Below are 23,922 nucleotides of genomic sequence, written 5' to 3'. Positions count from 1 at the left end.
GCCAGCCATGGGACAAACCCTTTGATCCCCCTCCCACTCGCATTCGGCTTCGCCAACCTCGCCATCCTCGGGTGGCTGGGGGCCGCTGCTGCGCCGATCCTCATCCACCTGTGGATGAAACGCGTGCGGAAGGAGACCCGCTGGGCCGCCGTGCGGTTCCTGCAGGCGGCCATCAAGCGGCACGCGCGGCGGCTGCAGCTGCAGCAGTGGATCTTGCTGGCGATCCGCACCGCGATCATCCTGCTGGTGGTGCTCGCCGCCGCAAAGCCGACGCTCGACTCGCTTGGGCTGGTCGGGCCCGGCGTGCGGACGCACCGGATGCTGGTGGTGGACGCGTCGCTGTCGATGGGCTTGGAGACCGACGCCGGCAAGCTGATCACGCAGGCCAAGCGGCTCGCCGGGCAGCTGATCGACCAGTCCCGCGAGGGGGATGTCTTCTCGGTCGCCACGCTCGCCGCGCCGCCGCGGGCGGTGCTGGCGCAGCCGACCTCCGACCGCAGCCGGGCGAAACGCTCGGTGGAGCAGGTCGAGCTGACCGAGGGGACCGCCGACCTGGGCCGCGGGCTGCAGCTCGTCCGCCAGCTGCTGACCGACGCCGAGGCGGCCGCGTCGAACGTCGACCGGCACGAGATCACCTTCTTCACCGACCTGACCGCGGCGACGTGGGGCCCGCTCGCCGGGGACGCGCCGGCAGGCGACCCGAGCGATGCTGAGGCAGAGTCGGCCGCGACGGGCCAGGCCGCGCAGCTCTACGCCAAGCTGATCGAGGACGCCGTGCTGACGGTCGTCGACGTCGGCCAGCCGGACGCCGAGAACACGGCGGTTGTCGAGACGCGGCTCGAGACTTCCACCCCCACTACCCAGCGGCCGCTGGCGGTGCGGGCGAAGATCGCCCGCTTCGGCGGCGAAAAAGACTCTGGTTCCGAAGAGCAGCTCGTCGACCTGGTGGTCGACGGGGTCGCGGTGGCGAGCCAGACCGCGCGGTTCAGCGCGGGCCAGACAGCGAGCGTTTCATTCTCTCACCAGATCCGCACGCCGGGCGAGCACACGTTGTCGGTCCGGCTGGCCGAGGACCGTTTAGTGGCCGACAACCAGCGGTGGCTCGCCTGCCGCGTTGAAGACAACGTGCGGGTGCTGTGCGTCGAGGGCCGCCGCGGGGCGGCGATGTACGTCGCCAGCGCCCTGAACCCCACCGGCGACAACGACTCGCCGATCCAGCCCGAGGTGGTCAGTGACGCGGAGCTGGCCGCCATCGACTTGGCCGACTACCGCTGCGTGTTCTTCTGCAACGTCGCGCAGCTCTCGCGGAACGAGGCCCAGCGGCTCGAGAGCTACGTCCGCGGCGGCGGCGGGGCCGTGTTCTTCCTCGGCGACCGCGTCGACGCCGATCGGTACAACGACCTGCTCGGCCCGCCGGCCGCCGCCACCAGGACCGTGACGCCGGTCGTCTTCAAGCCGGGTGACGAACAGGACGGCGGGCTGCTGCCGGCCGAGATCGGCCGCCCGGTCAGCTCGCCGCAGTTCCGACTCGACCCGCTGGAGTACACGCACCCGATCGTCGCGCCGTTCCGCGGCCGCGAGCGGGCCGGCCTGATCACGACGCCGGTGTCGCGGTTCTACCAGCTCATCCTGCCCAATGACGCGGCGTCGCAGACGGCGCTCGCCACCACCGGCGGCGACCCGCTGCTGGTCACCTCCGAGTTCGGCCGCGGCCGGGTGGTGCTGTTCGCCACCGACGGGTCGCTCACCTCGGTTGATCCTTCGACCGGCGAGCCGTGGACCGCGATGCCGGCCTGGCCGAGTTTCCTGCCGATTGTCCGTGAGCTGCTGTCGTTCGCCTCCACGGGCGGGGGCGGGCCGCCGGCGGTGACCGTCGGCGAGGCGATCGGCGGCCCCGCGCCGGAGTGGGCCGCCGGCAGCGAGCTGGCCGTCATCCGCCCCGACGGGCAGCAGGAGACGACGCTCGTCTCGGCCGTGCGCGGCGCGTGGTCGTACGACCGCACCGACCGCGCCGGCGTGTACGTGGTCCGCGCCGAGGACCGCCCCGGCACGCTGGCGGCCGCCGCGGTGAACCCCGACCCCCGGGAGAGCGACCTCGCCCGCACGCCGTCGGCCGCGTTGCCGGCCGAGCTGCGGCTGCGCAACTCGCCGACGACCGACTCCGGCGAGGCGGCCAACCTGGCGCCGGCCACCGGCGTGCACCGCGGGCTGCTGATGGCGGCCCTCCTGCTGGTACTGCTCGAGACCTTCCTCGCCTACTGGTTCGGGAGGTCCGCCGGATGACGAACCACCTGCTAACACTGCTCGCGCAGGCCGCCGCGCCCGAGACCGACGCCGTGTGGCGGCTCCGCACGCACTGGACCTTCGCGCCGTGGCTGACGGTGGTGTTGATCACGGCCTCGGTGGCGCTGGTCGCCTACTGCTACGCCCGCGAGCGCACGCCGGCCGGAGCCGCCTACCGCGCGCTGCTGGGGCTGCTGCGGGTGGCGACCATCGCGATGATCCTGGTGATGCTGAGCGAGCTGCTGCTGGCCGGCACGCGATCGGGGCGGCCGCGGTTCGGCTGGATCTTCGACACGTCCGGCAGCATGACCGTGACCGACGCCGCCCGGGGCGCCGATGCGCCCACACGGATCGACAAGGTCAAGGCGAAGCTGCTGGAGAACGACGCCTCGTTGCTCACCCAGGTCGACGACCAGTACGACGCCTACGCCCGCAGTGTCGATGACGTGAGCAAAGCGGTCGGCGACGCGGACACGCCGCTGCCCGATGCGGTGGCCGCGCTCTCCGCGGACCCCGATTCGATGAGCCGGCTCGGCGACGCGATCGACTCGCTGGTCGACCGCTCGACCGGGCCCGCGCCCCAGGCCGTGGTGGTCTGGACCGACGGCCGCAGCACGGCGGGCCGGTCGCTGTCGGCCGCGGCGGACGCCGCCCGCCGGGCCGGCACACGCCTGTACTTCGTTGGCGTCGGCGCCGAGCAGAGCCCGCCCGACATTGTGCTCTCCGACCCGCTGGCCGACGAGGTCGTGTTCGTCGACGACATCCTCTCCTTCGGGGCGACGCTCCGTGTGAAGGGCGCGCTGAACGAGCCGGTCCGCCTGACGCTGCGGCAGGAGGGGGACTCCCGCGTGCTGGCCGACCAGACCCTCACCCCAGTCGGCGACTCGTCCGAGCCGATCCAGCTGCTGCACCGCCCCACCGAGCCGGGCGACTACCGCTACGTGATTGAGGCCCTGCCGGTCGAGGGCGAGCGCGACCCCGACAACAACCGCGTCACGTTCGACGTGCAGGTCCGCAAGGCGAGCGTCCGCGTGCTGCTGGCGGCGGGCTACCCGCTGTACGAGTTCCGCTACCTGAAGAGCCTGCTGGGGCGCGACTCGACGATCCAGCTGAAGACCTACCTGCAGGAGTCGGACCTCGACTACGCCACGAGCGACCAGACCGCGGTGCAGCGGTTCCCGATGCGCCGCGGCGACCTTGACCAGTTTGACGTCGTGGTGCTGATGGACCTCGACCCGCGGCTGCTGCCGCGGTCGACCTGGTCGGAGCTGTCGGACTTCGTCAGCAAGGACGGCGGCGGGGTGATCTTGGTCGCCGGCTCGCGGTACCTGCCGTGGTCGTACAAGCGGTTCGAGGACTTCCGCGCGCTCTCGCCGACCGACCTCGACTCTGCGCCGATTGCCAGCCGCTCGCCGCCCGAGCAGTTCCTGCTGCGGCCGACGCCGCTGGGGATGCAGGGGGCGTCGTTCCAACTGGGCGACAGCCGCGCCGAGAGCGAATCGATCTGGCGCAAGCTGACCCCACTCAACTGGGCCGCCGACCTCGGCGAGCCGAAGCCCGCGGCGCAGGTGCTCGCCACGCACCCCAACCGCACCACGCCCGACGGGCGGCCGCTGCCGCTGGTCGTGTCGCAGTACTTTGGCAGCGGGCAGGTGCTCGCCCACGCGTTCGACTCGAGCTACCTGTGGCGGAAGCGGGTCGGCGATGTGTACTTCGCCCGCTACTGGGTGCAGACGCTGCGGCGGCTGGCCCACGGGCGGCTCAAACGCGACGACCGCGGCTGGGAGCTGATGGTCGAACGGGGCGAGTACGAGCGGGGCGAGCCGGTGCGGGTGCGGCTCCGCACGCCCGACGGCGGGGTCCGCTCGGCGGCGGTGCTGCTGCAGCCCGAGGGGGGCCCCGAACAACGCGTCGAGCTGGCGCCCTCGGCGGTGCGGCCCGGCGTGCTCGAGGCCGACCTCAACGACCTGGCGGCCGGCTCTTACCGTGTGCTGCTGGCCGGCGCCGACAGCCAGGCCGTCAGCGCGACGTTCAGCGTCGTGAACCCGCCGGGCGAGTTCGCCCAATTGGAAATGAACTCTGCCGGCATGCGGGCCGCGGCCGAGCGGACCGGCGGGGCGTTCTACAAACTAGACGAGGCCGACCAGCTGCTGGCCAACCTGCCCGAGGCCCAGCGGGTGCCGATCGAGTCGCTGCCGCCAATCGAGCTGTGGAACCGCTGGTGGATGCTCGCGGGAATCTGCGGGTGCTTGTGTGCGGAATGGATTCTGAGAAAACGCAAGGCGATGCTATAACGAAACAGGCTCCCTCCCCCAGAGGGGGAGACAGAAAAATCCCCTCCCCCTCTGGGGGAGGGCGTAACTAAACGAACCGCCACTCACCAACCGACTTCTCAACCGTGCCGCACCCACTCCTTCAACGCGTTCTCCAGATCGCCCAGCGTACGCGGCGTGTCGCGATGCTGACGGCGGTGGGGCGGGTCGTGGCGACGGCGCTCGGCGTGGCGCTGCTCTTGATGCTGGCCGACTACGCGATGCGGCTGTCGGACGACGGCATGCGGTGGCTGTCGGCGGGGCTGCTGTTGGCGGCGGTCGTGGCGGCCGCGTACCGCTGGCTGGCGCCCGCCTCGTGGCGGGGGGTGACTCCGCTGACGGTGGCTCAGCAGATCCAGGACGCGCGGCCGACGCTCGGCAGCCGGCTGGCTAGCGCGATTGAGTTTCTGCAGCAGCGGATCGACGACCCGTCGGCCGGCTCGGCCGACCTGCGGCGTGCGGTCGTCGTGAATACCACCGCCGAGGTCGAACAGCTCGACCTCGAAGAAGTGATCGACCGCCGCCCGCTCCGCCGCGCCGGGCAGTGGCTCGCCGCGTGCCTAGCCATCGCGGTCGTGTTCGGCGTAGCCGACCCCTCCGGGCTAAAAACCGCCGCCGCGCGGCTCGTCGCGCCGTGGTCCGACCAGAACTGGCCCCGCCGCAACCACCTGAGCGTGGTCGAACCGCCCACGCGCATCGCCCGTGGGCAGTCGTTCGAGGTCCGCGTCGAAGAGACCCAGGGCCGCGGCCTGCCGACCGACCTGCGGGTGCAGTACCGCACCCGCGTCGGCGGCAAGACGCGGCTCGAGGAGCAGCCGCTCCCCGCCGCCGGCGACGCCGTCACGCTGCTCCGCGAGAACGTCCGCCAGGCATTCGCCTTCCGCGTCACCGGCGGCGACGACGACACGATGCCGTGGCGCGAGGTCGAGGTGGTCGACCCGCCGCAGGTTAGCGGCCTCACGCTCGACGCCACGCCGCCCGACTACACGGGCCTCGACCCGCGGACGCTCCGCGACGAGGACCGCGTGCTGGAAGGATCGCGGATCAGCCTCGAAGCAGTGGCCGAAGAGCCGATTGAGTCGGCGGAGCTCCTGGTGCGGATCGACGGCGAGCAAGAAGAGCTGCCGCTGGAGGTTACCGAACAAACGTTGGCCGCGCTGCCAGATGCGTGGGTTCCCGCCACGACGGGATCTAGCCCGCTGGCAGTTAGCTACCGGCTCCGCATCACCAGCCGCGATGGCCTGCGGGGGCAAAGCAAGCCGCGGTTGCTGCGGGTCGAGCCCGACACGCCGCCGTCGGTCGAGTGGATCGAGCCGACTGGCGAGGCGCTGGTCACCAGCCGAGCGGTGGTGCCGGTGCGGGTGCTGGCCGAGGACAACCTGGCGATCGCCAGGGCCGAGCTGCTTTGGCGTCGCGAGGTAGAGACCGATCCGCTCGCCCAATTCGAGCCGGACGACGAGCAAAACGACGGGCCCGCACAGCAGCCTGCCGACAAACAGCCAGAACAGCCGGCCGAGCGGATCGCGATCTACACCGGCCCCGAGGCGCCGCCGCACCTCGACTCGCTGCCGTGGGACGCGCCGGCCGATTCCCGCGAGCTGGCCCACGACTTCGAGCTCGAGGGCCTGGGCCTGGAGCCGGGCGACCGCGTGCTGATCTCGGTCGAGGCGACCGACTTCCGCCCCGGCGTCGGCGCGACGAGCGTCCCGCGGCGGATCGTGATCATCTCCGACGAGGAGTTCGAGTCCCGCCTGGCCGACATGCAGTCGGACCTGGTGCAGGACCTCAGCCGGTTGCTGACCGAGCAGCGCGAGGCCCGCGTTGCCGCCGGCGAGCTCGGCATCGACCGCGAGGCGAGCCCCCGCACCACGCCGCAGACCCTCGACCGGCTCTCGGCGCTCGGCTTCGAGCAGCTCCGCATCAACCAGGGCGTGTCGGACGAACGCCGCGGCGCCGCCGCCCGCGCGGGGGAGCTGCTGAGCGAGCTGCGACGCAACCGCCAGGACCAGCCCGAGCTCGAGCAGCAGCTCGAGTCGCTGCGGGACGAGCTCCGCCGGCTGGCCGACGGGCCGCTCGCCTCGGCCGGCCGCGAGCTGGCCGCCGCGCGACGCGCCGCCGAGGAGGCCGCCGGCCAAGCGGACAATCAGCCCAACAAGGAGGCCGAAGCGAGCGTCAACGAGTCGCTCGCCGGCGCCGCCGGGCAGCAGGACCGCGCGATCGAGTCGCTCGAGCAGATGGTCGAGCGGATGTCCAACTGGTCCGACTACCAGCGGTTCGCCCAGGAGCTGAGCGAGCTGGAACGCGAGCAGCGTGAGCTCCGCGACGAGACCAGCAAGGAGGCGGCCCGGGCCGCCGCGGCCGGGCGGCAGACGCCCGAGCGGGCCGCCGCGCGGGCCAAGCTGCGGGCCGCGCAGGCCGAGATCGCCAAGCGGTTTGGCAAGCTGCAGGACGCGATGCGGAAGGCGGCCGACCAGTCCCAATCTCAGGGTGCGCCGTCGGAAGGGCAGGGGGGTGAGCCGTCCGACGCGGCCCAGGCGCTGGCCGACGCTTTGGCCGAGTCGCAGGACAACGCCACGCGGGGCAAGCTGCAGGAGGCGGAGCGGCAGCTCGGCGCCGGTCAGCTCGGCCGCTCGGCGGGCGAGCAGGAGTCGGCCGCCGACGACATGCGGAACATGCTCGAGACCCTCCGCGACCGCGCGTCGTCCGACCCGAAGGAGCTGGTCGAGCAGCTCCGCAAGGCGCAGGAGAAGCTGGCCGAGCTGCAGGAGAAGCTCGACAATCTGCAGCAGGACGCCGACAAGCCGGGCCAGCAACGCGACCGCCAGAAGCTGGCCGACCAGACCGAGCGGATGGGCCGCAAGCTCGACCGCCTCGGCGCGCAGCCCTCCGGCGAGAGCACGCAGCAGGGCGCGCAGAGCATGGAGCAGTCGGCCGAGCAGTCGCGTCAGGGCGAGTCGGGCGAGCAGAAGCTGGCCGACGCCCAGGAGCAACTCAAGAAGGCGCAGGAGCAGCTGCAGCAGGAAATCGAGCGGCAGGAGCTGGCCCAGGCGCTCCGCGTTCTCGACCGTCTGGCGGGTCGGCTGCCGGCGTACATCGAGCGGCAGATCAAGCTGCTCGAGGGGACCGTCGGCGCCGACCAGGAAGCCCAGGCGGGCGCCGCCGGCAAGGATTTTGAAGCGACCGTCGACGAGCTTGCCGCCGGCCAGACCGACCTCCGCGAGGACATCGAGGTTGCCCGCCGCAACGTGGCGGAACGCGAGGTGTTCGAGCTCGCCCTCCGCGGCGCCGTCAGTGACATGGACCAGGCGATCGAGCGGCTTGAGGCCGACCAGGTCGACCGGCCGACCCAGCAGCGGCAATACGCGGCGCTGCAGCGGCTCAAACACGTGTCCGACGCGCTGCAGATGAATCCGCCCGAAGACGAAGAGGAGGAGCAGCAGCAAGGCGGCGGGCAAGGCCAGGGCCAGCAAGGCCAGCAGCCGCCCCCCTCGCCGATCGATGTCGCCGAGCTAAAGATGCTACGATTGATGCAGCTCGACGTGAACGCCCAGACCCGGTCGCTCGAGGCCGAGGCGGCCGACCGCCGCATCGAGCCGGCCGCCGCCCGCCGCCAGGCCGACGACCTGTCCGGCCGGCAGCAGCGGCTCGGCGAGCTTGTCCAAGAGCTGATTGAGCGTATGAATGAACGGCAGACCAACCCAGGAGAACTGCCCGATGACGCGACGTAATAGCAATCAAATCGCCAGTCGTGTTCCCTCCCCCTCCGGGAGAGGGCTAGGGTGGGGGTGCGTTAGGGGATGTTTGGCCTCGACCACCAAACCGAGCCACGCAAGGCGAAAAACGGGGACTGGCTCGACGCGTCGAGCCGGCGCGCAGTCTTGGCCCTCCACGCCGCGTCGTGCCTGTCCCCTTTTTTCGACGGACCACTCGGGCGGTCTGCCCAACCCTGAAGCTGCGCTTGAAAAGGGGACAGGCACGCGACCGCTCGCGTTTCACATGACCCGAGACCTGTGCTGGGGGCGCGAGCCAGTCCCCTATTCAAGCTCTCCGTGCTCTCGCGCAGGGGGGCTTCTTTCATCGCTCGCGGTGCTAACCCTGCTCGTTGGCAACGCCGTTGCCGGCACGGAGTACGGCGGCGCGCCGGGCCTGACCCAGGGCCTCGACGACCTGCTCACGCCGCCGCCGGCCGCCGACCAGCGGCAGGCGCCGCCGCGGAACCCCGGCCTCGTCCCCGACCGCCAGGTGCTCGACAAGCTGCTGCAAGACAACCTCGACGGCAAGCCACAGGCGCCGATCGTCGGCGAGGACGTCGGCAAGCCGGGCGAGGACCCGCTCGCCCGTGTGCAAGAGAGCATGGGCCAGGCGTCGGAGCTGATCGACCGCCTCGACCAGGGCACGAAGGAGGTGCAGGAGCAGATCGTCAGCGACCTGGACGTGCTGATCGCGAAGATGGAGAAGCAGTGTCAGGGGGGCCAGTGCAACAACCCCAAGCCGAACGATTCGCAACAGAGCAAGCGGAGCCAGCCGAAGCCGTCGCAGCAGTCCGAGTCGAAGCCGAAGCCGGGCGAGCCGAAGCCGGGCCAGGGCAAGCCGAGCCAGTCGACCGCGCAGAACGCCGCGGGCGACTCGACCAAACGCCTCGACTCGTCGGCCGGCGAGGCCGCCAGCGGGCGCTCGTCCGAGGAGCTGATGAAGGAGGTCTGGGGCCACCTGCCGCAGCGGCTGCGCGAGCAGATGATGCAGGGCTCGTCCGACGAGTTCCTGCCGCAGTACCGCGAGGAGATCGAGCGGTACTACCAGCGGTTGGCGGAGGAAGAAGCGGGAAGGTAGCTGTTTATCCCGCCCACGCAAGTGAACCGCTGACGCCTTCCCTGCGACCGAGAGTCCAAGTTGGCTGCCCGCCCGGCTTTTCAGTTCTCGGTCCTTGACCTGCTGATTTTCAGCACCGTGATCGCGGTGGTCGCTTCGTTCGCCGATGGGGCACTGCTGGTGCTGCTGGGCTGGGGCGTGGTTTTCTGGGCGATCCTATGGGCGTGGAGATGGGGCGTCTGGTACTTCCGCATGAGTCTGGCGCTACGCCTGGTGGCGCCCTGCTTCGCACGCGGCAGGCTTTGGATGCTGCGGCTTCTCTGCGGTCGGGATTGGGTGGTGTGGGGGTTGTCGCATCATGCGGCCGAACTGATGGTCGCTGAACGTCACGACATTGCGATCCCGCTGCTCGACGAGGCGCTGCGTCTGAATCCGAACCTCCCAGAGAATTGGCGGAACCGCGGCGTCTCGAAATGGCACGTCGGTGATCTGCAAGAGGCCGAGTCCGACCTCTCACGTGCGATCGCCCTCGACCCACGAATCGACGACGCCCAAGCACTCCGCGGCTGCTTGCGGACGTCGCTGCAGAACTGGTCTGAAGCGATTCAGGACCTCACGTCCTCGACTCCCTACCCGGGCGGAGAGGGTTTCTGCGCCCACTGCCGAGGTGTGTGCTACGAAAGCCTTGAAAATTGGTCCGAAGCATACGACGCATATGTGGAAGCAAACCAGCTCAATGAGAGTGACTTTAGCGCTGCCTATATGGTTGCGCGGCTGCAGGCATGCTGCCCGGACGCCTCGATCCGCGACGGCGAGAAGGCGGTAGCGAACGCGCTCCGTGTGTGTGTTCAGACCGGCTGGGAGAATTGGGCGACGATTAGCGTACTAGCGGCAGCCTACGCTGAAGTGGGAGACTTCGAATCCGCAATCCGCCACGCCGAGACCGCTTTGGAGCTAACGCCCGAGGCAGAAAAGGCGAAGGTTGCTTGTGTTGCTGAGCAGTTCAAACGCGGCGTTCCTTATCGCATTGAGCCCTGCGAAACCTGGTCTGCCGGTCGTCACGGCGGCGACATGGTGGAACGAGCCGCGCCGCCAGAGTAAAACAGAGGCACACCGTCGGCCGGCCTGCGCGACCTTCTGCGTACGGACTGACTGGGCAGTGTCCGACGTCGCTTCTCTGGGAGTTCCCCTCAATGCCCACCCGTGTCTTGCTGCTTGTCCTCGGTTTCCTAACTAGTCACTGCCCGGCCGCGCCCGTTGCAGCAAAAACGGCGCACGGCGAACCGCCGGTCGCCGCGCCGTTCGAGGGCGTCGACACGCTCGCCACCAACGACTGGTGGAACCGCCCGCCTTCGAAGATCCACAAGATGGACGTGCCGCGGGATCAGGTGGTGGCGTTTGGCCTGTACACGGTGGCCGACGGAGTGCTGAAGCTCTCGGCGCAGCTCTACCCGCTGTACCCGGAAGAAACCCGTTCCGTGCGGCTCGAGTTCCAACGCAATGGCGAGTGGCGCGAGGCCGCGCGGCAGGAGGTCAACGACATCGGTTGGTCCACGAGCTTCCGCGTCGAGGACTGGGACGCCTCACACACGGCCGCGTACCGGCTGCGGCACGGCGACGACGCGGTGTTCGAGGGGGCGATCCGGCGCGACCCCGGCGACCAGCGTGAGGTGGTGCTCGCCGCGCTGTCGTGCAACTCGAACAAGGACCGCGGCGGCCGCGCGCGGATGGTCGCCAACCTGCTGCACCAGGACCCCGACCTGTTGTTCTTCGCCGGCGACCAGTCGTACGACCACCGCGAGCACACCGCCGCCTGGCTCGCCTGGGGGCGCCAGTTCCGCGACGTGCTCCGCGACCGCCCCTGCATCACCATCCCCGACGACCACGACGTCGGGCAGCCGAACCTGTGGGGCGAGTCGGGCAAGCAGGCCAAGCTGCCGGGCGCGGCGGACGGCGGCTATTTGCTCGACGCCGACTACGTGAAGATGGTTGAGCGGCAGCAGACCGCGCACCTGCCCGACCCGGTCGACCCCGCGCCGGTGGGGCAGGGGATCGGCGTCTACTTCACGCGGCTCAAGCTGGGGGGCGTCGACTTCGCGATCCTCGAGGACCGCAAGTTCAAGTCCGGCCCGGCCGGCAAGATCCCGCAGCAGGGACCGCGGCCCGACCACATCCAGAGCCCCGACTACGACCCGCAGTCGATCAACCTGCCGGGCCTCGAGCTGCTCGGCGAGCGGCAGCTGGCGTTCCTCGAGCAGTGGGCCGGCGACCGCGACGGCGTCGCCATGAAGGCGGTGCTGTCGCAGACCGGCTTCTGCGGCGCCGCCCACATCCACGGCGGCAAGAACAATCGGCTGCACGCCGACCTCGACTCGAATGGCTGGCCCCAGGCCGGCCGCGACGCGGCGCTGCGGCTGATCCAGCGGGCCGGAGCCGTGCACATCGGCGGCGACCAGCACCTAGGCACGGTCGTGCAGCACGGCATCGACGAGTACCGCGACGGCCCCTGGGCGTTCGTCGTGCCGGCGATCGTCAACAACTACTACAGCCGCTGGTGGAGCCCCGAGGGGGGCGCCGCCGGCGAGAACCACGACCCGCGGAACCCGCTCCCCTGGACCGGCGACTACCGCGACGGCTTCGACAACCGCATCACGATGCACGCCTACGCCAACCCCGACTCGCCGTCGTTCGGCGGCGGCTACGGCCTGGTGCGGTTCGACAAGCAGGCCCAGACCGTCACCTTCGAGTGCTGGCCCCGCGTCGCGGACGTCGCGGCACCGGACGCCAAGCAGTTCACCGGCTGGCCGATCACGGTACGGGCCGCCTCGCCCGAGCCAGCCCCGTAGGGAGGGAGGAGGCCGGCGGGAGGGCGCCCCGACGCCCCGTGCCGCTGGAAATTGGCTTTCAGGGCCCTCGCCTAGACAATTTTCGTCGCCCTACTTTTTTTCGCGGCGCGGGCGAGGTACTGGTAACCGCGACTTTCCCGGTTATTCTAGAGCAGCGTGTCGGCTCCACTCAATCGAGTGGCGGCCCCCTTTTTGCAGGCTCTTGTAAGTGGATTCCAGTGGCCCGAATAGGCATTGTTGGCACCGGCTTCATCGTCAAGCAGGCGTTGCAGGTGATCGATGATTTGCGCGGATCGAAGCCGACTGGCTGCGCGGTCGCCAACCCCCTGGAGGTCACGCGGGTGCTTACTCGTCGCCCGCTTGATTCGGTCGAGGGGATTCGATCGGAACTGCTGACACAGTCGGTCGACGCGTTGATCGAAAGCTCGGACATTGTTTTCGAATCGACAGGCGATCCGCTCCACGCAACCGTGGTGGTCGAGCGGGCGCTGCGCGCCGGGCGTAAGGTCGTGACGATGAACGCCGAGCTCCACGTCACGACCGGGTCGTACCTCGCCGGCCTCGGCTACCTGAGCGAGGCCGACGGCGATCAGCCCGGGGCGCTCGCCCTCCTTCGGAACGAGGCCCTCGGCATGGGGTTCGAGCCGCTGGCGTACGTCAACATCAAGGGGTTCTTGAATCACAACCCCGATCCCGCGGAGATGAAGTACTGGAGCGAGCGGCAGGGGCTCAGCCTGGTCGAGACGACCTCCTTCACCGATGGAACCAAGCTGCACGTCGAACAGGCGTTGTGCGCCAATGCGTTTGACGCCGCGATCGCTGAAGAAGGGCTGATCGGCGGCGCGGTTGGCTGCATCGAAGAGACCGATTACCTCGCCCAGCGGGCGCGCAAGCTGGGGCGCCCGATCAGCGACTACGTGCAGTGCAGCACCGCCCCCCCCGGGGTGTTCCTGCTGGCTGAGCACCCCGTTTCCACCACGCTCCCGCACTACGGGCCGTACGAGAAGCTCCGCACCAAGGGCGGCGCCGCGTACCTGCTGCTGCGTCCCTACCACCTGTGTGGGCTCGAGGTCGCCAAGAGCCTGCAGAGGACCGCGGCCGGCGCGCCGCCGCTGCTCAACAACGGCGAAGTTCCCCGCGTCAGCGTGGCGGCCATCGCCAAGAAGCCGCTGCCGCGGGGCGCTCAATTCACCCACGCGATTGGCGGGTTCGAGGTCCGGGGTTCCGCGGTCAGGACCGTCGAACGTCCTGATCACGTGCCGATCGGGCTGCTGCAGGGCGCCAGGCTGAAACGCCCGGTCGACGCAGGTCAGATTGTCGATTTCGACGACGTCGAATTGCCAGAGAGCCGTGCGGCGTCGTTGTGGACCGACGAGCTGCTCCCCCGAGTGATCGCAAGCTAGTGCGAGAGCCCGCTGCCCCAACATCACTTTTCTCAGTCCCATGCAACAACTCCTCGCCCCCAATCACCAACCCGACGGCGAGTCCCGCGCGAGCGCGAGCACGGCTGTTTCGAGCCGGGTACGCATGATCGATTTGCACGTTGTCGTTCCCGACTTTGCGCCACCTGGATGGCGTTGGATCGAACCTGAGAATCAAGACCGCCAGTGGCGTTGGCACTTCTACTACACGGGCAAGAAGGCGGCCAAGGAGGCGTTCCGCTCGAGTCGCGAAACGGGCGAACGATCGGTGCTCGTTACCCACGGACCGCTCGACACGATGACGGTCGCCAAGCAGCGGGCGGTGCACGGCTTCGGCAGGCCAGCCCACCTGGCGTTCAGTTTTCATTCTCCCTACGAGCGGGGTTTCCGGGAACGCCACCTCTACCGTCGGCTCGCCCCCTATATCGATATGCTGGTGGTTCACTCCGGCTACGAGCAACGCAAGTACTCGGAAGAACTGGAGCTCGCCCTGGGGCGTATCCAGTTTGTTCCCTGGTATTTCGAAAACGCAGATGTCGACGCGTCGCCGGCCGTCGCGGGCGATTACATTTGCGCGGTCGGTGCGAGCATGCGAGACTACCGCACCATGTTCGCGGCAATGGAGCAACTGCCGGAGGTGCGGCTCGTCGCGATTGTCCGCCAGGAGTGCCTGGCTGGGCTCCGCGTCCCCGCGAACGTCACGGTGCTGGAGAACGCCCCCAAAGAGGTGCTCTGGAATGTCCAGTACCACAGCAAGATCCACGTCCTGCCGTTGCCGGCGACTTCTCGGTCGGGCCACGCCTGTCTGACACAGGGCATGTACTTTGGTCGGCCCAACATTGTGGCCGATGCGCCGTGCCTGGCAGAGTATGTCGACCCAGGCCAGAACGTGCTGGTCTACGACCCGGCGGACGCTGACCAGCTGGCCGACGCGATTCGCGGCCTGTTGAGTTCTCCCGAGCAGATGGAGTCGCTTGGCGCCGCGGCTCGACAGCACGCCCTCGATCACTTCTCGCAACACCACGTTGGCGACCATCTGCAGCGTATCTTCGACCGCCTAGCGCCGTAGCGGCGTGCGGGCTGAGGGGTAGCTCGCGAATACTCTCGGCACGAGCTCCCATTCGACCTTGGGGGGAGTGGTAGTGAAAGGCTGCTGCTCACAACGAGTGGCCAGGCGGGGACCCAGGAAGCGCCAGCACCTTCGCCCACTCCCGACCGGGGTGGCGCGCCTCTTTCGCCATCTCTGCTGCCCAGGCGGGTTCTTCGTCAGGAACCCCAATCGTCGCGAGTGGGAGAGTCCGCATCGACTTGTGGCCAACAACGCGGAGTAGTGTCCCCTCAGGGGCGGCCGCTCGCCTGCTTGTCAGGGGCGCCCATCCCCCTAGACTAAGGGGACCGGTTCCTCACCCCTCCTCCCGCGACGCGAGCAACGGCCATGAAGCAGCTCTTCGGTATGATGATCGTTACCCTTGTTTCCATCAGCGTCACCTGCGGCGATGACGCGTCGGCTGGCGACTGGGACCGCTTCCGGGGCCCGAACGGCGCCGGCGTGATCGAGGGGCCGCCGGTCCCGACGACTTGGTCGGCAGACCAGAACCTGAAGTGGCGGACCCCGCTGCCAGGCAAGGGGACCTCGTCGCCGGTCGTGTCCGAGGGGCGGGTCTACCTGACTGCGTACACCGGCTACGGGCTCGACGAAGAGAACCCGGGCGACCCGACCGAGCTGACGCGGCACCTGCTGGCGCTGGACCGCGCGACCGGCGAGGAGCTGTGGCGGAAGTCGGTCGCCTCCGGCGGCGACGAAGACCCGTACAAGGGATTCATCACCCAGCACGGCTACGCCAGCAGCACCCCCGCGTCTGACGGCGAGCACGTGTTCGCCGTGCTCGGCAAGTCGGGCCTGTTCGCCTTCGACCGCGACGGCAACCAGCTCTGGCAGGTCGACCTCGGGACCAAGTCCGACCCCGCCAAGTGGGGCGACGGCTCGAGCCCGATCCTGGTAGGCGACATTGTCGTGGTGAACGCCGGCATCCTTGGCAACAAGCTGCTCGGCCTGAACAAGGAAACCGGCGAGGAGCTGTGGTCGGTCGAGGACGAGGCCTTCACCAACTCGTGGTCGACGCCGACCACCGTCGAGGTAGGCGGCCGCACCCTGGTGCTGTTCAACGTGCCGAAGAAGATCATCGCGGTAGACCCGCGGGACGGCTCGACCGTGTGGACCGCCGCCTCGCCGCTCGACTCGCCGAGTGGCAGCATCGTCGTGCAAGACGGCAAGGCCTACCTGATGGGCGGCCGCGGGGGCGACGCCATGGCAGTGGCCGTCGACGGCCAGGGCGACGTTTCCGCGACCCACACCCTGTGGCGGGAGAAGCTCCGCTCCGGCATCGACACGCCGGTGGCGGTCGGCGGCAACCTGCACTGGACCTCAGGCGGCGTGTTCTACGCGGCCAGCATGGAGGATGGTGATTACGTGTACAAGGAGCGGCTGCCGAGGCTCGGCGGCCCGACCGGCGGCTTCCCCAACTCCGACTACGCGTCCCCAATCGCGGTGGGCGACCAGATCGTCCAGTTCACCCGCAGCGGCGAGAGCTACGTGATCCAAGCCGGCGACGAGTTCCAGGTCACGGCCCACAACCCGGCCTTCGCCGACGACGACAGCGACTTCAGCGCCACCCCCGCCGCCAGCGACGGCGAGCTGTTCGTCCGCTCGGACAAGTACCTGTACTGTTTGTCGGCTGAGTAGCGCCGGGCCGGGAAGGCAGAAGGCAGCCAAGGGTGGCATGCCCTAAAGGGGCGTGGCTGCCCTGGTGGTGATTGACCACGCCCTTGGAGGGCGTGCCACCCGAGCGGCGTTGACTTGCGATCCGCCATAAGCCGGCACACGTTGGCGTCCGGTTGGCTGGCCGTCGTGGAGGTTGTGAACCGGGGGCTAACGCCCCGCGGCTGATGAACGCGGTGAGGAGTCCAGCCGACTATCTCGCCATTTCGTAGTAGAGAAATCGTGCCCAGCGCGGTCCAATAGAGCTGGCCAAGGGTCTGTCTCGGAAGCAACCTTCGGGTCGTGTCCCCTATTCGGCCCCGATGCGGGGCGGTGTGGACAAAACCCCACGGTTAGCCCAACGGCGATTTGGTGCAAAGCTGTTGTTGGATAGGGTTTGCGGCGATTGAGGCCCCAAAATCCACGAGGTATTGTCCCCTCCGATCGATGTTTCGGACTAAACGGTCCGGCGACCGGTGGCTTGCTAGCGCCGTGCGGTAGCCGCTTTGAGAGCCAGGCCGGTAGAATGCCAGTGGTATCAGAAGGATTGCCCACTCACCCCGCGAGCCATTGGCGGCCTGTGCAGAAGACTATGTGGAAGAACTGGGCTGCGTTGATGGCTCTCGTGCTCGGGGCGCCGGCGGCGCCGGTTGCCGCCCAGAGCCCGGCTGAGACCGCCGCGGCGCTGATTGCGCCGGCCGACCAGGCGGTCGACCGTGGTCTGGCCTACCTGGCCCGCTCGCAGAACGACGACGGCGCCTACGGCGGCGGCTACGGGCGGAACGTGGCGGTGGTCGGGCTGTCCGGCATGGCTTACCTGGCCAGCGGCAGCACGCCCGAGCGGGGCCAGTACGCGGTGAACCTCGACCGCTGCCTGAACTACTTGCTGTCGGCGTCGCAGCCGAGCGGGTTCATCACGATCGGCGGCGCGACCAGCCAGGGGCCGATGTACGGGCACGGCTTCGCGACGCTGTTCCTGGCCGAGGCGTACGGCATGTCGCCGCGGGACGACCTGCGTGACAAGCTGACCGCGGCGATCAACCTGATTGTCAGCACCCAGAACGACGAGGGGGGCTGGCGGTACCAGCCGCGCCCCGACGACGCCGACCTGTCGGTCACGATCTGCCAGATCATGGCGCTGCGGGCGGCGCGGAACGCCGGCATCCACGTGCCGGCCGACACGGTCGAGAAGTGCACGAACTACGTCCGCAAGTGCCAGAACCCCGACGGCGGGTTCCGCTACATGCTCAACCAGCGCGGCAGCGTGTTCCCGCGCTCGGCCGCCGGCGTGGTGGCGCTGTACAGCGCCGGCGTGTACGAGGGGCCGGAGATCGAACGCGGCCTGGCGTACCTCGACCAGCACCTGCCGGGCCTGCGGCAGCCGGGGCGGCGACCCGGGGTCATCGGCCGCCGCGCGGGGCACTTCTACTATGGCCACTACTACGGCGTGCAGGCGATGTGGCAGGCCGGCGGAGAGCGGTGGGCCCGCTGGTACCCGGCCATCCGCGACGACCTGCTCGCCGCCCAGCAGCCCGACGGCCGCTGGGACGACAGCAACATCGGGCCGGTGTACTCGACCGCGATGGCGTCGATCATCCTGCAGATCCCGAATGACCTGTTGCCGATTTTTCAGCGTTGAGTGGGAACGGATGCACTTGAAGCGAACCAGAAGAACGAGTCGCGGCGCCGGCCGAGCGGTTGCTCTGCTGGCGGCCGTGGTCGCAACGCCGTACGCGGCGTTCGCCCAAGAGGACACGCCGCTCCCCTCGGGCGAGCTGCTGCGGTTGGGCCAGCCGGCGGTCGAGGCGATGTTCTCGACCCTGAGCGAAAACGCTGTAGAGTTCCTCGTTGAGGGCAAGCCGCGGCGGGTCGCCGCCGACGAGCTGGTCCGCTGGGGAGCGCCGGCCGAGCGCGGCCCGCTGCCGACCGCGCTGCTGGCGGACGGATCGGTCATCGCGTGCGGCCCGGCCTGGGCGCGGGGCGGGGCGGTGCAGCTCGCCGACGGCGAGTGGCTGCTGCGCAACACGCAGCTCAACGCGGTAACGCTAGACAAGCCGGCGGTCCAAGCGGTGTGGTTCGCGGCCGCTAGCGGGCCGGACGTCCATCGCGTGCGGGCCGAGTCGGCCGCGTACCGCGGCGCGGAGGACCAGGTCTGGCTCGACTCGGGCGACGCGTTGGCGGGCGAGTTGGTCTCGATCGACAAGACCTCGGTCGGCTTCAAGGTCGCCGGCGAGGACACGCCGATTGAAGTCGCCCGGGTGGCGGCGGTCGCGGTTGGCGGCGCACGCGATGCAAACAGATCGGAGGGCCGGCTGCTGGTCGGGTTGGACGACGGCACGCTGCTGTCGGTCACGCACATCGAGCAGCTGCCGCACCGCACCAACCTAAGGCTGGGCGTCGGCGAGGAGTTTGCTGCCAAGCGGGACCTCGGCGTGCGGTTCTTGCAGGCCAGCGGCGAGCGGGTGCAGTACCTCAATGGGCTGGCGCCGCTCGACTTCCGCCACACGCCGTACCTGAGCGTCGGCTGGCCGCTGGACCGCGACCCGGCTGGGCCGACCGGGGAGTTCGAGGCCGGCGGCCGCCGCTTCCACAACGGCCTGGCGATGCACAGCGCGTCGCGGGCCGTGTACCGCCTGGACGGCGAGTGGCGGCGGTTCGCGGCCGAACTGGCGCTGGAGGACCGCGGCGCCGAGGGGAGTGTGACGTTCCACGTGCTGGTGGCGCGCGACCAGGGCTTCGCATCGGAGTACGACAGCCCCGTGATCCGCACCGGCGACCCGCCGACGCCGGTCGCGATTGACCTGCAGGGCGCGCGGGCGATTGCACTGCTGGTGGACTACGCCGACTACGCCGACCGCGGCGACCACGCGGTGTGGATCGACGCGCGGCTGGAGAAGTAAGCCATTACGCCCCGCCGGCGGGGGCGAGCTCGGCGACCCGGATCCGCGGCGCGATCTGCGAGGAGTCAATCGGTCCGCCGTGGCCCAGGTACCAGCGACCGGCCGCGACGCCGCACAGCTTCACCAGGCTGTCGTGCAGCAGCGGCAGGTCCTCGGCAAAGTAGGGCAGGCGGGGGCGGCCCGGCTCGATCAGCCCGCCTAGGAACCCGCCGATCAAGAGGTCGCCCGCCAGGGCGTCGCCGTCGGGCAGGACAACTGAAACCGACCCGCTAGAGTGCCCCGGGGTCTCGACCACCGAGGCGCCGAGTCCCCACTCGGCGAGCGACTGCCCGTCGTGCAGCGGCAGGTCGGCGGTCAGCCCAGGGAAGGGGCGGTTGAGAAACGGCTCCCACAGGGCGTGCCGCGGCCGCACCGGCTGCAGCTTGCCCATGTGGCCCCGCTCGAGCATCGCGTGCTCGGCGGGGTGCAGGGCGACCGGCGCGCCGGTCATCGCCTTGAGCGCCCTAGCCGAGCCGGCGTGGTCGCGGTGCGCGTGCGTCAGCAGGATCAGCGAGATATCGGACAACTCAACCCCGGCCGCGGCGACCGCCCGGGCGATCTTCCGCTCCTCGCCCGGGCTGCCGGCGTCGACCAGCACGGGGCGCTCGACGAGCACCAGGTAGGCGTTGGAGAGCGACAGGCGGATAGGGTGGATGATGGGCACAGAGCAGTGGCTATTGGAGAGAGTCGTTCTCGTCGGGCTGTTGTTCGGCGTTCGGCCGTTCGTCGGCGTCCGGCAGGGGCGGCAGCGGCGGGCAGCCAACCAACGATTCTACCTGTTCGGCGATGGTCGCCAATTCGCCGAGCACCCGGCGGCGGACCGTGATGGTTCCCTCAGAGACTTCGGAGATCGCGTCAATCACACCGCCGAGGTCACGTGGGTTCGGCGGCGTCGGCAGCACGTACGCGCCCAGGCTGACGGACGGATCCTTGTGCTTGAACGGGTAGCTCTGCCGCGACAGGACCTCGCGCAGCTGCGAGACCTTCGGCCGCACCCGGTCGACAATCCGGTCCGCTGCGGCCACCATCTCCTCACTCGCTTCACCGGCCGACTGCATCTGATGGATGAGCGCGCCAAGCATGACGTTCGCGTGGCAGAGCCCGCGGAGGGTTTCCATCTGCCCGTCGATCGCCACCAGCGCGGGGACGAGCTTCTCCGTACGCGAGCGGAGGCTCCGCCCGTCCTGCAATCGGCCGGCCACTTGGTCAACCTGCAGCAGGTCGACCGCCGACCGCAGACGCTTGGCGACCACCTGGTCGAAGTTGGCGAGCTCGGCGTTCGCCGCGCCCATCTTGCGGACGCAGCGTTGCTGCGTGTCCTTCGCGGCCTCGCGGCTGTGGAAGCACTTCTCGACCGACTTCTTGTCTACGCGGATCCGCGCGCTGTGGTAGGCCTCGTAGACGAGGGCCTCCATCAACCGGCTGTCCGCCTGGTCGTACTTCTTGAGCGAATCGCGGGCCGCTTCGGCGCCCGACTCAAACGCCTGCCGGCCCGCCTTGAGTTCAGCCAGCACCTTCTTTGGCTCCTTCGGCGGGGTGAGGAAGCCGGAGCCGATCGGCGTGGGACGGTACGCCCGGATCACCTGCTGGAAGTAGCCCGACAGCCGGTGGTCCGCCGCTTCCTGCTGCCGGTGGTCGGCGTGGAGCTCGTCAACCGAAGTGAGCGCCGACTTGTCGACCCTGTTGCCAAAGACGTCGCGGTAGAACTCCCACGAGGCGGCCTTGGCCTGCTCTGCGAAGTCGCGGAACAGCTCGCTCGCCGGCGCGTCGAGCTGGAAGACGCCCGGCGACTGCTCCGCCATCGCGCTGGCGATCCGGTCCTTGTCGCAGGGGTGAGTGGCGAACAGGCCGGTTTCGCTCTTCTCGAGTCCCTGCTTGATCAGGGTCTGCGTTTGCTGGGGCAGGCGGCTGGCGTTGAGCGTAACCAGAGCTGGCAGGTCGTCCACGAGGCGCCCCTCCTGGTGCGACGCGCTGAGCTGCGCGAACGCCATCTGCTGCCCGGCGTTGAGCTCCTGCAGCCGCCGCGCGGTCGAGGCGAAGGTCTCGCTGCCGGCGAAGCGGGCCTCGTAGCGGTCGGCGTCGAACTCCATCTGCCGGAGCGTAAAGCCGGCCACCGCCGTGCCGAGGTGGAGCAGCACCCACAGGATCTTGCGGGTAAGCCAGACCGCCAGCATCGCGAGCCACAGCACCCACCCGAGGCGGATGTCGAGCGAAGAGGCGGTCGTCGCGAGCCACTCGTCCCAGCTGTCGCGTTCGTAGACCACGCGGACAAACCAGTGGCTGATCGAACGCACGAGGTAGGTCAGCCGCATGCCGGCGCCCTGCGTGAAGTGGCCGAACTCGTGGGCCAGCACGCCGCCGAGCTGTCGGGCGGTGAGGCCGGCGGCGAGCGGCATGCCGATAGTGAGCACCAGGTCGTTGCCCAGCATGCTGACGACGCCCTTGCGGAACCCTGCCGAGGCGTTCACCTGACAGTCGATGTCGATCCGTTTGGGCCGCGCGGAGCCGACGGTCTCGCAGATGCTGTCGACGAAAGCGAACAGCACCGGTTCCGACTCACGCCGCAGCGAGCGGGTCTTCTGGTGTCGGGCCGGACTGGCGAACAGCGGCTTGATCATGAACAGGATCATGACCGGCCCCGCGACCAATGGGGCAAGGTACGCCAGGAACGCGTACATCACCGCGCGGCCACGCACCGACTCGAAGATGCCGGTGTTCGTCACCGCGTGCAGGTAGACCAGGTAGCAGGCGCCGGCGATCAGGGCAGCGTAGACCAGCGGCATCAGCAGCATCGTGGCCAGCGAGAGCAGGATGCCCAGCCGGTAGGTCAGCGTGGTGCGGACCGGCTCGATCGGGCCCTCGATCGCCGCCGCCACGCTCTCGGGCGTCAGCCGGGCGCGCTGCTTCTTCTGCGGAGACTTGGCGGGGCCCGGGGAGGCCGCTCGCCGGCTGCTTGTCGTCGGCGCCGAGATCGTAATCGCGGACGAGCACTTGGGGCACGCGGCCTGACGGCCGATGGCCTTTTCGGGGGCCCGGAATGCTGCGCTGCAGCCTGGGCAAACGACTTGGATAGGCATGGGCGGTCACCACGGGAGAAGACTGCCCGATGATAACACGCCCACGCCGCCGTGACACGATCGTTTGTCGCGGCCGCTACGCCCCGAACTTCGCCAGCCGGCCGGCGTTCGCCAGGGCGAGCGTCATCAGGTGCTTGGCCTCGAACTGGCCGAGGCCGCCGTGGAGGCACTCGGCCTCGCCGAACGTCTGGCAGGCGTCGGTGCGGCAGTTCTTGGCCCACAGCAGGGTCGGGACCGGGTGCCAGCTGTGGCTGGCGAGCATGCTGGGGGTGCTGTGGTCGCCGGTGGCGATCACGACATCGGGCCCGAGCTCCATGATCTTGGGGACCGCGGAGTCGTACTCCTCGGTCCGCTTGACCTTGGCGTCGAAGTTGCCGTCCTCGCCGGTCGAATCGGTGTACTTGAAGTGGATGAAGAAGAAGTCGTACTTGTCCCAGTTGGCCTTGAGGACCTCCATCTGCTCGTCGATGGTCTGGGCGTCGCCGATGATGTCCATGCCGACCAGCTGGGCCAGGCCCTTGTACATCGGGTACACGGCGATGGCGGCGGCCTTCAGCCCGTACACCTCTTCGTACGTAGGGATGCTCGGCTTGCCGGTGATGCCGCGGAGGGTGCAGCAGTTGGCCTTCGGCTCGTCGGCCAGGATCTTCTTGGCCTGGGCGATGAACTCGTCGCAGATCTTGGCGGTCTTCTGGCTGGCGTCGTCCCTAGCGACCGCGGGCAGCGGCGGGACGCCGGTCGCCTGCGGGTCGGTGTCGGCGACGTTGCCGACCAGGCCCGCGCCCCGGAACACGACGACAAAGCGGTGCTCCTTTACCGGCTTGACGAACACCTCGGTCCCGGGGATCGAGATCCCCGCGGCCAGCTTCTCGACCACCTTGAACGACTCCTCGCTCGGGATGCGGCCGGCGCGGCGGTCGGCGATGTTGCCGTCGGCGTCGAGCGTGCAGAAGTTGGCCCGGATCGCGACGTCGCCCTCCTTGAGCTCGAAGCCGATGCCGGTCGCCTCGAGGGCGCCGCGGCCGATCAGGTACTCCACCGGGTCGAACCCAAACAGCCCGAGGTGCCCCGGGCCGCTGCCGGGCGAGATGCCGGGCGCCACCGGGATGCTGCTGCCGCTCACGCCCTCGGCCGCCAGCTTGTCGAGGTTCGGCGTGGACGCCGCCTCGAGCTCGGTCTTGCCACCGGGCTGCTGCGGCAGCCCCCCCAGACCATCGCCTACATACATGACGATCTTCGAGTCGTTCTTCTGCAGCAGCGGCTTGATCAGGGCGTGGATGTCCATTTTGAATCGGTGGGGGGGGGCAGGGGGATGGGGGTAAGTGGTGGTCGGTAGACACTAGATTCTACCCGTGCCCCGCCGAGTCGTCAGGGGCCGCGCGGCGGCTTGGCCGAACTGCTTGCTGACGCGCTTGCCGGCCCTCTTGAATTGGGGGGCCCGCTGGGCGACCATAACGCGCGGCGGCATTCCCCCAAT

Annotated in this window: 14 protein-coding genes; 11 read left to right on the top strand and 3 right to left on the bottom strand. The window is 69.3% G+C overall.

Going from position 1 to position 23,922, the window contains the following annotated elements; genetic code table 11:
* Nucleotides 1-21: 21 nt before the first annotated feature.
* From Pla123a_RS10680 to Pla123a_RS10630, 11 genes are all read left to right on the top strand, one after another.
* A complete protein-coding gene (locus tag Pla123a_RS10680; protein ID WP_146586695.1) occupies nt 22-2,283 on the top strand; it encodes a BatA domain-containing protein in 2,262 nt (753 codons plus the stop codon).
* On the top strand, nt 2,280-4,577 hold the full coding sequence (locus tag Pla123a_RS10675) for a VWA domain-containing protein (RefSeq protein WP_146586693.1): 2,298 nt from the start codon (nt 2,280-2,282) through the stop codon (nt 4,575-4,577). The genes Pla123a_RS10680 and Pla123a_RS10675 overlap by 4 nt, the downstream gene beginning before the upstream one ends.
* A 104-nt stretch (nt 4,578-4,681) precedes the next feature.
* Nucleotides 4,682-8,323 carry a hypothetical protein gene (locus tag Pla123a_RS10670; protein ID WP_146586692.1) on the top strand — a complete coding sequence of 1,214 codons (3,642 nt, stop codon included), beginning with the start codon at nt 4,682-4,684 and terminating at the stop codon, nt 8,321-8,323.
* 358 nt (nt 8,324-8,681) lie between these two features.
* Nucleotides 8,682-9,425, top strand: a complete 744-nt coding sequence (locus Pla123a_RS10665) for a hypothetical protein (protein WP_146586690.1) — start codon at nt 8,682-8,684, stop codon at nt 9,423-9,425.
* Between the two features lie 60 nt (nt 9,426-9,485).
* A complete protein-coding gene (locus tag Pla123a_RS10660; protein WP_146586688.1) occupies nt 9,486-10,505 on the top strand; it encodes a tetratricopeptide repeat protein in 1,020 nt (339 codons plus the stop codon).
* A 92-nt stretch (nt 10,506-10,597) separates the two neighbouring features.
* On the top strand, nt 10,598-12,250 hold the full coding sequence (locus Pla123a_RS10655) for a hypothetical protein (RefSeq protein WP_146586686.1): 1,653 nt from the start codon (nt 10,598-10,600) through the stop codon (nt 12,248-12,250).
* Between the two features lie 218 nt (nt 12,251-12,468).
* On the top strand, nt 12,469-13,653 hold the full coding sequence (locus Pla123a_RS10650) for a hypothetical protein (protein ID WP_197527859.1): 1,185 nt from the start codon (nt 12,469-12,471) through the stop codon (nt 13,651-13,653).
* Between the two features lie 40 nt (nt 13,654-13,693).
* Nucleotides 13,694-14,740, top strand: a complete 1,047-nt coding sequence (locus tag Pla123a_RS10645) for a glycosyltransferase family 4 protein (protein ID WP_146586684.1) — start codon at nt 13,694-13,696, stop codon at nt 14,738-14,740.
* 366 nt (nt 14,741-15,106) lie between these two features.
* Nucleotides 15,107-16,414 (top strand): outer membrane protein assembly factor BamB family protein, encoded by a 1,308-nt coding sequence (locus Pla123a_RS10640; protein ID WP_146586682.1) that lies wholly within the window; start codon nt 15,107-15,109, stop codon nt 16,412-16,414.
* Between the two features lie 631 nt (nt 16,415-17,045).
* Nucleotides 17,046-18,068 carry a prenyltransferase/squalene oxidase repeat-containing protein gene (locus tag Pla123a_RS10635; RefSeq protein ID WP_231956387.1) on the top strand — a complete coding sequence of 341 codons (1,023 nt, stop codon included), beginning with the start codon at nt 17,046-17,048 and terminating at the stop codon, nt 18,066-18,068.
* Between the two features lie 16 nt (nt 18,069-18,084).
* A complete protein-coding gene (locus Pla123a_RS10630; protein ID WP_146586679.1) occupies nt 18,085-19,329 on the top strand; it encodes an NPCBM/NEW2 domain-containing protein in 1,245 nt (414 codons plus the stop codon).
* Nucleotides 19,330-19,333: 4 nt separating this feature from the next.
* On the opposite strand, the gene Pla123a_RS10625 is transcribed toward Pla123a_RS10630, so the two are convergent.
* The 3 genes from Pla123a_RS10625 to Pla123a_RS10615 form a co-directional block, all read right to left on the bottom strand.
* Nucleotides 19,334-20,032 (bottom strand): MBL fold metallo-hydrolase, encoded by a 699-nt coding sequence (locus Pla123a_RS10625; RefSeq protein ID WP_197527858.1) that lies wholly within the window; start codon nt 20,030-20,032, stop codon nt 19,334-19,336.
* Nucleotides 20,033-20,042: 10 nt separating this feature from the next.
* Nucleotides 20,043-22,445, bottom strand: a complete 2,403-nt coding sequence (locus Pla123a_RS10620) for a M48 family metalloprotease (protein ID WP_146586675.1) — start codon at nt 22,443-22,445, stop codon at nt 20,043-20,045.
* A 76-nt stretch (nt 22,446-22,521) separates the two neighbouring features.
* Nucleotides 22,522-23,730 (bottom strand): 2,3-bisphosphoglycerate-independent phosphoglycerate mutase, encoded by a 1,209-nt coding sequence (locus tag Pla123a_RS10615; RefSeq protein WP_146586673.1) that lies wholly within the window; start codon nt 23,728-23,730, stop codon nt 22,522-22,524.
* Nucleotides 23,731-23,922: the final 192 nt, after the last annotated feature.

The organism is Posidoniimonas polymericola (genome assembly GCF_007859935.1).
Lineage (GTDB): Bacteria > Planctomycetota > Planctomycetia > Pirellulales > Lacipirellulaceae > Posidoniimonas > Posidoniimonas polymericola.
Note: the sequence above shows the minus strand (reverse complement) of the source record. Positions and strands in the feature narration are given on the sequence as shown.

Excerpts from the sequence above, each read along its gene's own strand:
- Pla123a_RS10675 (WP_146586693.1), top strand. The coding sequence starts at position 2,280 with ATGACGAACCACCTGCTAACACTGCTCGCGCAGGCCGCCGCGCCCGAG.
- Pla123a_RS10655 (WP_146586686.1), top strand. The coding sequence starts at position 10,598 with ATGCCCACCCGTGTCTTGCTGCTTGTCCTCGGTTTCCTAACTAGTCAC.
- Pla123a_RS10645 (WP_146586684.1), top strand. The coding sequence starts at position 13,694 with ATGCAACAACTCCTCGCCCCCAATCACCAACCCGACGGCGAGTCCCGC.
- Pla123a_RS10640 (WP_146586682.1), top strand. The coding sequence starts at position 15,107 with ATGAAGCAGCTCTTCGGTATGATGATCGTTACCCTTGTTTCCATCAGC.
- Pla123a_RS10635 (WP_231956387.1), top strand. The coding sequence starts at position 17,046 with ATGGCTCTCGTGCTCGGGGCGCCGGCGGCGCCGGTTGCCGCCCAGAGC.
- Pla123a_RS10620 (WP_146586675.1), bottom strand. The coding sequence starts at position 22,445 with ATGCCTATCCAAGTCGTTTGCCCAGGCTGCAGCGCAGCATTCCGGGCC.
- Pla123a_RS10615 (WP_146586673.1), bottom strand. The coding sequence starts at position 23,730 with ATGGACATCCACGCCCTGATCAAGCCGCTGCTGCAGAAGAACGACTCG.